Source organism: Amycolatopsis sp. SID8362 (genome assembly GCF_010550475.1).
Taxonomy (GTDB): Bacteria; Actinomycetota; Actinomycetes; order Mycobacteriales; family Pseudonocardiaceae; genus Amycolatopsis; species Amycolatopsis eburnea.
On sequence record NZ_JAAGNB010000628.1, the window covers coordinates 1 to 7,522 of the forward strand.

Consider the following 7,522-nt stretch of genomic DNA (forward strand, 5'->3'; position numbering starts at 1 on the left):
CCGGCCGTCGCGGCGGCGCCCGTACCCCAGCCGCCCGCCCCGCAGGCGCCGGCGGTCACCCCGCCGCCGAAGACCGTGTTCGTGCCGGTGCCCGAAAAGCCCGCGCCGCGGCAGGTCCAGGCGCAGGCGAAACCGCAGCCCAAGAAGCAGCCGTCGCAGGAAGAGGAAGCGCGGGTCGACCTGCCGTCGTCCACCACGCCGACGTCGGCCGCGAACCCCGTCCAGGCCTGGGTCGACGTCGCGGAAAGCATGATGCACCGCTACGGCCGCTGACTCAGGCGCCGCTCCAGCGGTACTCGTGCTCGGGGCGCCCGGTGGCGCCGTAGCGCAGCCGCATCTGGACCGTCCCCGACTCGGCCAGCGCGGTCAGGTACCGCTGCGCCGTCGCCCGTGCCATGCCCAGCTCACCGGCGACTTCGGCCGCCGACAGCGGACGGCCCGCGCGCCGCAGCTGCTCGGACACCAGGCGGGACGTCGCCGTCGACTGGCCCTTCGGCGCGGACGTCCGGTCCTGGTCGTGCAGCACCCGGTACGCGCGGTCCACGTCGTCCTGCGCGAACGCCCGGTCCTCGGCGACCAAGCCGCGGAAGCGCGCGTACGACGTCAGCCGCTCCGCGAGCTGGCGCGTGGTGAACGGCTTGATCAGGTAGTTCAGCGCGCCGGCCCGGATCGCCGCCGCAACGGACGCGCTGTCGGTCGCCGCGGACAGCACGATCGTGTCCGTCTGCAGCTCCGGGAGTACCACCAGACCGGACTCGTCGGGCAGGTAGACGTCGAGCAGGACCAGGTCCGGCGAAAGCTCGCGGACGCGGGCGCGCGCCTCGGCGGCGGTGTGCGCCGTGCCGACCACGACGAAGCCGTCGACCTCCTCGACGAACCCGGCGTGCACGCCGGCGACCCGGAAGTCGTCGTCGACGATGAGCGTGCGGATCATCGGTCCTCCGTCAGCGTTCCGGGCAGCTTGGCGACGAACAGGGCCCCGGTCTCGCCCGCACCGGGGTCGGCCAGCCAGACGTCGCCGCCGTGGGCGCGCGCGGCCTGCCGGGCCAGCGCCAGGCCGAGGCCGTGGCCGGGCGACAGCTTCGTCGAGACGCCTTCGTCGAACAACGTCCGCCGCAGGTCTTCGGGCACGCCGGGGCCACTGTCCACAACGGACACGTGCAGGGTGCCGCCTTCGGCCAGCAGGCTGATTTCGACCGTCGCGGGCCGCCGCGGGCCCATCCGGGCGGCGTGCAGGGCGTTGTCGACGAGGTTCCCGATCACGGTGTTCGCGGCGATCGGGTCGGTCACGGTCGTCGGCACCCAGGTGTCGTCGGCGAGCTTGAGTGAGAGGCCCTTTTCCTGCGCCTGCTCGGTTTTCGCGACGAGCAGCGCCTGCAGGTACGGGTCGGCGACGGCGTCGCCCAGCTGGCTCGGCCGCGCCGACGGCGAATCCGTCAGCGTCTGCAGGTACTCGACGGCCTCGGTGTGGTGGCCGAGCTGGAGCAGCCCGTACAGCGTGTGCAGCCGGTTCGCGAACTCGTGCCGCTGCGCGCGCAGGCCGTCGGACAGCGCGCGGATGCCGTCGAGCTCGCGGGTGAGCGCGTCGAGGTCGGTGCGGTCGCGGAAGGTCAGCACCGTGCCGATCGGCCGGTCGTCCAGCCGGACCGCGCGGGAGTTGATCACCAGCACGCGGTTCCCCGCCACGGCGAGGAGGTTGTCGACCGGCCGTCCCTCGGCGACGGCCTTGTGCAGGCGCGGGCTGAGTTCGAGTTCCGCCAGCGACGCGCCGATCGGCAGCTCGGTGCCGAGCAGGCGTTCGGCCTCGTCGTTGCGCACCGAAACGCGGTTCGCCTCGTCGACCGCGAGGACGCCCTCACCGATCCCGTGCAGCACGGCTTCGCGTTCGTAGAGCAGTTCGGTCAGCTCGTGCGGTTCGAGGCCGTGCGTGACGCGCCGCAGCCGCCGGTTCAGCAGCGCCGACGCGCCCGCGCCGAGCAGCAGCGCGCCGCCCGCGAACAGCAGCGTGATCACCAGGAGCTGGTTGAACGCGCCGGTCGGATCGGCCACGTCGAAGCCGACGCTGACCTCGCCGACGACCCGCCGGTGGCCCGGCGCCCAGATCGGCGTCTTGCTGCGGACGGACAGGCCGAGCGTCCCGCTCTGCACCGCGCTGATCTCGTCCCCGCCGGCGAGGGCCACGTCCGGGGGCGTGCTGACCGGCTTCCCGATTTCGCTCGGCGTCGGGTGCGCGAGCCGGATGCCCTTGTCGTCGGTGATCACGACGAACAGCGCGTCGTTGGCCTCGGTGACGGCGAGGACGCGTTCCTCGAGGGCCCCGCCGGGGATCTTGGCGGCCGCGTTCGCGACGACGACCGGGTCGGCGGCGACGGACTTCGCGATGGCCAGCGCCCGGCGGCCGTACTGGTCGGTGAGGGTGTGGGACAGCAGCACGCTGACCAGCGCGACGCCGATCCCGACGACGAGGAGCACCACGCCGATCTGCAGCAGCAGCACCTGCCTGCTGAACCGCATGCGCGGGAAGAGCGCCCACTTTGGCATGGCTCGGAACCATACCCCCTGGTCAGCGCCGTGCGCTAAATGAGCAAAACATTCAGAACGCACAGCTCGCGCGGAGAACGTCGACAAGCTTCACCTCGGCGCAACGGCTGCTTAACGTCCCTTCCCAACGTGAGCCCCACCACGTGACGAAGGAGTCACCTCCCCATGGTTCCCCCACTGATCGAACTCACCGGAGCCACCAAACGGTTCCCGAGCGGGTCCGGTTCCGTGCACACGGCCGTCCGCGACCTGACCATGACCGTGCAGCCCGGCGAGTTCGTCGCCGTCGTCGGCCCCACGGGGTGCGGCAAGTCGACGACGCTCTCGCTGGTGTCCGGCCTGCAGCCGCCGTCCGCCGGCCGGGTGCGGGTGAACGGCGAGGACGTGAAGTCCATTCCGGACGGTGTCGGCTACATGTTCCAGACCGACGCCGTGATGCCGTGGCGCTCGGTGCTGGACAACGTCGCCTCCGGCCCGCGCTTCCGCGGCGCGCCGAAGGCCGAGGCCCGCGCGCAGGCCGTCGACTGGATCGGCCGCGTCGGGCTCGCCGGGTTCGAGAAGTACTACCCGCACCAGCTCTCCGGCGGCATGCGCAAGCGCGTCGCGCTGGCCCAGACCCTGGTGACCAAGCCGAAGATCATGCTGATGGACGAGCCGTTCTCGGCGCTGGACGTCCAGACGCGGGCGCTGATGCAGGACGAGCTGCTGCGGCTGTGGTCCGGTTCGGGCGCGGCGGTCATCTTCGTGACGCACGACCTCGACGAGGCGATCGCCTTGGCGGACAAGGTCGTCGTGCTCACGACGTCGCCGGCCACGGTGAAGGACGTCTTCGAGATTCCCCTGGAGCGGCCGCGGAAGGTCGAGGACCTCCGGCTGACCGAGGAGTTCCGCAAGCTCTACGCCGACATCTGGGAATCACTGCGCAGCGAGGTCGACAAGGCCCGCGAGAAGGGAGCGAGCAATGTCGCTTGAGACCCCCGCCGCGCCGGCCACTTCCCTGCCGGTGCTGGAAACCGAGCAGGACATCCTGACGAAGGCCAAGCGGGCGACGTCCCGGCGCCGCCGCAACACCTGGCTGCTGCGGCTGGCCCTCGTGGTCGCCTGGCTCGGCAGCTGGGAAGTGACCGCGACCTACTGGATCGACCCGTTCTTCTACTCCAAGCCGTCCCGCATCTGGGAGCGGCTGACCGAGTGGGTCACCAGCGGCACCGACTTCGGCTCGCTCTGGTACCAGCTGTGGGTCACCGTCGAAGAGGCGCTGGTCGGCTTCGCCATCGGCGCGGTCGCCGGCGTGATCTTCGGCGTGATCCTGGGCCGCAGCCAGTACCTGGCCGACGTCCTCGCGCCGTTCATCAAGGCCGCCAACGCGGTCCCGCGCATCGTGCTCGCCTCGCTGTTCGTCATCTGGTTCGGCCTCGGGCTGGCGTCGAAGGTCGCCACCGTCGTCGTGCTGGTGTTCTTCGTGGTGTTCTTCAACGCCTTCACCGGCGCCCGCGAAGTGGACCGCAACCTGATCGACAACGCGCGCATCCTCGGCGCCGGCCGGATGCAGGTGATCAAGGCGATCGTCCTGCCGAGCGCGACGTCGTGGATCCTCTCGTCGCTGCACACCGCGTTCGGCTTCGCGCTGATCGGCGCGGTCGTCGGCGAGTACGCCGGGTCCAAGGCGGGCATCGGCTTCCTCATCTCGAACGCGCAGGGCACGTTCGATTCGGCGGGCATCTACGCCGCCATGATCATCATCACCGTCGTCGCACTGGTCGCCGAGTGGGGCATCGGAAACCTCGAGAACCGGCTGCTGCGGTGGCGGCCCTCGATGTCCACCTCCAGCCAGACCGTCATCTGAAAGGACCGAATCGATGAGGATTCGCCGGATCGCCGTCGCGGTCACCGCGCTGACCGCCGTGGCCGGACTGACCACCGCCTGCCAGGACTCCCGCACCGCGGCGACGGGCGAGGGGGGCAAGCCGAAGGTCACGATCATGGTCGGTGGCCTGGAAAAGGTCATCTACCTGCCCGCCATGCTGACCCAGCAGCTCGGCAACTTCGCCGCGCAGGGCATCGACGTCGAGCTGCAGAGCGAGCAGTCGGGCGCCAACGCCGAGACCGCGCTCGTCGCCGGGCAGGTGCAGGGCGTGGTCGGGTTCTACGACCACACGATCGACCTGCAGGCCAAGGACCAGTGCATCAAGAGCGTGGTCCAGCTGGCCAACATCCCGGGTGAGGCCGAGGTCGTCGGCACCAAGCACGTCGACCAGATCAAGAGCTCGGCCGACTTCAAGGGCAAGAAGCTGGGCGTGACGTCGCTCGGGTCGTCCACCGACTTCCTGACGAAGGCGCTGGCGGCCAAGGCGGGCGTCGGGGCCGACCAGTACACGCCGGTGAAGGTCGGCGCCGGGCAGACGTTCATCGCGAGCCTGGACAACGGCGGCATCGACGGCGGCATGACGACCGACCCGACGATCGCGCAGCTGACCAACACGGGCAAGGCGAAGGTGCTCTACGACCTGCGGACGGAAGAGGGCACGAAGGCCGCGCTGGGCGGGCTGTACCCGGCGTCGTCGCTGTACATGAGCTGCGACTTCGTCGACCGCAACAAGGACGCCGTGCAGAAGCTGGCCAACGCGTTCGTGGCCACGCTGAAGTGGATCGACCAGCACAGCCCGGAGGAGATCGCGGCGAAGATGCCGCCGTCCTACAGCGGCGGTGACAAGGCGCTGTACGTCAAGTCCATCAAGGACAGCATCGGGATGTTCAACGGCGACGGCAAGATGGCCGCCGACGGTGCCAAGAACGTGCTCGAGGTGCTTTCGAGCTTCTCGAAGAACGTGCAGCCGAAGAAGGATTCGATCGACCTGTCGAAGACCTACACGACCGAATTCGTCGACGCGGCCGCGAAGCAGGGCTGACAGCCCCGCTCACCGCACCGGGCGGTAGGTGAGCGATATCGACCCGTAAAGGCCTCTTTCCCCCGTGGAGGCCTTTACGGGTCTTTTCGGGCAATGCGAAAACCATTCGAAAGTAGCTACCTTCTTTTTCGCGTGGCTCCAACACTTGGGGAACGGTTTTCCCGGTCCCCATCGGTGAACGGAGTCCCCGCATGTCCGAATTCCTCGCGTCGCGCGCTGTCCGCGTCCTCACGGCGGTCGCCGCTGCTGCCGCCGGCTTGGCCGTTTCCGGCACCGCGCACGCCGCGGTCGAGTACGGCACTCACTTCCACGGTCACCAGTTCTCCGGCGGCAACTGGGGCGGTTACGTCAGCTTCGGCAGCTTCACGACAGCCACGGCGAGCTGGACCGAACCCTCGGTGACCTGCAACTCGACTAACGACCTGTTCGCGCCGTGGGTCGGCATCGACGGCGACGGATCGTCCACAGTGGAGCAAACCGGCGTCGAAACGGACTGCTCCAGCGGGCGTCCGGTGTACTCGGCCTGGTACGAGATGTACCCGGCCGCGCCGGTGTACTACAGCGTGTCGGTCAGCGCGGGCGACCACATCACCGCGACCGTGACCCGCACGGCCACGAACACCTACCGGCTGGACCTGGCCGACACCACCAAGGGCTGGTCCAAGTCCACCACGAAGTCGCTGACGTCGAAGCACGCGTCGGCGGAGGCGATCATCGAGTCGCCGACGGACTCCTACCCGAGCATTTCGGGCGGGGTCAAGTTCACCGGCGTCAAGTTCAACGGGACGAACCTGGCCTCGACCAGCCCGTCCGCGCTGAACGCCGACGACCGCGGCACGTACACCTGGATCCCGGGCGCGATCGGCTCGGACGGGCAGAGCTTCACGATCGCGCGGCACTGACCTACTTCAGGTTGTTGATCGCCCAGGCGACCACCATCACCGCGAGGATCAGCGAAATGACGGCTTGCAGCATCATCGTCAGCTTCGCCCAGATCCGCAGCGGCATGACGTCCGTCGGGCTGAAGGCGGCCGCGTTGGTGAACGAGAAGTACAGGTAGTCCAAGTAGGACGGTTCCCAGTCCTGGTGCGCCAGGCCCGGGTCGGCCATCTGCGGGAACTGCAGGTCGGGGAACTCCGCCCGCCCCGCCGCCCGCCGGCCCGGGCCGCCGCGGTCGAACTCCCAGTACCAGAGGGAGAAGGCGACGATGTTCGTCCAGTAGACGATGCCGCCGGTGACCAGCACGGCCCCCGCGTGGTCGCCGATCGTGCCGGCCGCGATGCGGTAGACCAGCGTCACCGCGGACCCGGCGTTCACCGCGGTCACGGCGGCGACCAGCAGCAGCGAGATCGCCCTTTCGACCGCGCTGAACTGCGACATCCGCCCCGGGTTGACCAGCAGCAGCGCCACGACGAGCAACCCCGACACAGTGGGCAGCAGCCACCACGGGTGCAGCGCCATGTCCTCGGGCACGACGACCTGCAGCACGAGCGTGGCCACGACCACGCCCATCGCCGGCCAGCGCGTCTCGCCGGAGGTCCGCCGGCGCCAGGCGGGAAGTGCCTCTTCAGTCACCGGCCCACGCTAGGCCAACCCCGGCACTTTCACGTGAAAGCTCCGCCCCCAGGTCGGCACTTTCACGTGAAAGTGCCGCGTCGGGTCAGCCGGCGGGGGCCGTGGCGAAGTCGCCGGGGAGCTTGCGGGCCACGTCCGTGCGGGAGCGGGCGCCGAGTTTGCGTAACACCTTCGCGACGTGCTGTTCGACCGTGCGCGGCGAGAGGAACAAGCCGTCGGCGATCTCGCGGTTGGTCCGGCCTTCCGCGAGCATCCGCGCGACTTCGCGCTCTCGTGGGGAGAGTTCGCTCCCGTACCCCCGACGGCCACGCTGTGAAGGCGCCCAAGCGCCGTGCTCGCGCAGCTGGTGACGGCAGCGTCCGGCGTCCCGCGTCGCGCCCAGCTGCTCGTACGCCTCCGCGGCCGCGGTCAGCTCCTCGACGGCGTCGCGGTTGCCCGCCGCCAGCCGGCACAGCGCGGCCCGCTCCCGCATCGCCGTCGCCGGGTAGGGCATCGGC

At 69.8% G+C, this 7,522-nt stretch carries 8 protein-coding genes and 1 pseudogene; 5 read left to right on the top strand and 4 right to left on the bottom strand.

What is annotated here, in order from left to right; all coding sequences use genetic code 11:
- Nucleotides 1-273: pseudogene (locus tag G3I65_RS19600) on the top strand (hypothetical protein); the annotation flags it as partial.
- Nucleotide 274: 1 nt separating this feature from the next.
- On the opposite strand, the gene G3I65_RS19605 reads toward G3I65_RS19600, so the two are convergent.
- Together G3I65_RS19605 and G3I65_RS19610 are read right to left on the bottom strand one after the other, a co-directional pair.
- On the bottom strand, nucleotides 275-934 hold the full coding sequence (locus G3I65_RS19605) for a response regulator (RefSeq protein ID WP_160697398.1): 660 nt from the start codon (nucleotides 932-934) through the stop codon (nucleotides 275-277).
- Nucleotides 931-2,514, bottom strand: a complete 1,584-nt coding sequence (locus tag G3I65_RS19610) for a sensor histidine kinase (RefSeq protein WP_160697404.1) — start codon at nucleotides 2,512-2,514, stop codon at nucleotides 931-933. The genes G3I65_RS19605 and G3I65_RS19610 overlap by 4 nt, the downstream gene beginning before the upstream one ends.
- Before the next feature lie 192 nt (nucleotides 2,515-2,706).
- Here G3I65_RS19610 and G3I65_RS19615 point away from each other — a divergent pair, with 192 nt between their 5' ends.
- The 4 genes from G3I65_RS19615 to G3I65_RS19630 all read left to right on the top strand — a co-directional run bounded on the left by G3I65_RS19615 (nucleotide 2,707) and on the right by G3I65_RS19630 (nucleotide 6,352).
- A complete protein-coding gene (locus G3I65_RS19615; RefSeq protein ID WP_160697399.1) occupies nucleotides 2,707-3,513 on the top strand; it encodes an ABC transporter ATP-binding protein in 807 nt (268 codons plus the stop codon).
- A complete protein-coding gene (locus G3I65_RS19620) occupies nucleotides 3,503-4,387 on the top strand; it encodes an ABC transporter permease (RefSeq protein ID WP_160697400.1) in 885 nt (294 codons plus the stop codon). Before G3I65_RS19615 ends, G3I65_RS19620 begins: the two co-directional genes overlap by 11 nt.
- Before the next feature lie 13 nt (nucleotides 4,388-4,400).
- Complete coding sequence (locus tag G3I65_RS19625; protein ID WP_160697401.1) at nucleotides 4,401-5,450, top strand: ABC transporter substrate-binding protein; 1,050 nt, start codon at nucleotides 4,401-4,403, stop codon at nucleotides 5,448-5,450.
- Between the two features lie 191 nt (nucleotides 5,451-5,641).
- A complete protein-coding gene (locus tag G3I65_RS19630) occupies nucleotides 5,642-6,352 on the top strand; it encodes a G1 family glutamic endopeptidase (RefSeq protein WP_160697402.1) in 711 nt (236 codons plus the stop codon).
- Nucleotide 6,353: 1 nt separating this feature from the next.
- On the opposite strand, the gene G3I65_RS19635 is transcribed toward G3I65_RS19630, so the two are convergent.
- Both G3I65_RS19635 and G3I65_RS19640 read right to left on the bottom strand, forming a co-directional pair.
- Entirely contained in the window at nucleotides 6,354-6,962 is a 609-nt protein-coding gene (locus tag G3I65_RS19635; protein WP_160697405.1) for a DUF1345 domain-containing protein, read from the bottom strand.
- A 148-nt stretch (nucleotides 6,963-7,110) separates the two neighbouring features.
- On the bottom strand, nucleotides 7,111-7,522 hold a 412-nt coding region (locus tag G3I65_RS19640; protein ID WP_160697403.1), incomplete at its 5' end, for a response regulator transcription factor.

What these genes read in the sequence shown, in the direction of transcription:
- G3I65_RS19605 (WP_160697398.1), bottom strand. Translation starts at nt 934, where the DNA reads ATGATCCGCACGCTCATCGTCGACGACGACTTCCGGGTCGCCGGCGTG.
- G3I65_RS19610 (WP_160697404.1), bottom strand. Translation starts at nt 2,514, where the DNA reads ATGCGGTTCAGCAGGCAGGTGCTGCTGCTGCAGATCGGCGTGGTGCTC.
- G3I65_RS19615 (WP_160697399.1), top strand. Translation starts at nt 2,707, where the DNA reads ATGGTTCCCCCACTGATCGAACTCACCGGAGCCACCAAACGGTTCCCG.
- G3I65_RS19620 (WP_160697400.1), top strand. Translation starts at nt 3,503, where the DNA reads ATGTCGCTTGAGACCCCCGCCGCGCCGGCCACTTCCCTGCCGGTGCTG.
- G3I65_RS19625 (WP_160697401.1), top strand. Translation starts at nt 4,401, where the DNA reads ATGAGGATTCGCCGGATCGCCGTCGCGGTCACCGCGCTGACCGCCGTG.
- G3I65_RS19630 (WP_160697402.1), top strand. Translation starts at nt 5,642, where the DNA reads ATGTCCGAATTCCTCGCGTCGCGCGCTGTCCGCGTCCTCACGGCGGTC.
- G3I65_RS19635 (WP_160697405.1), bottom strand. Translation starts at nt 6,962, where the DNA reads ATGGGCGTGGTCGTGGCCACGCTCGTGCTGCAGGTCGTCGTGCCCGAG.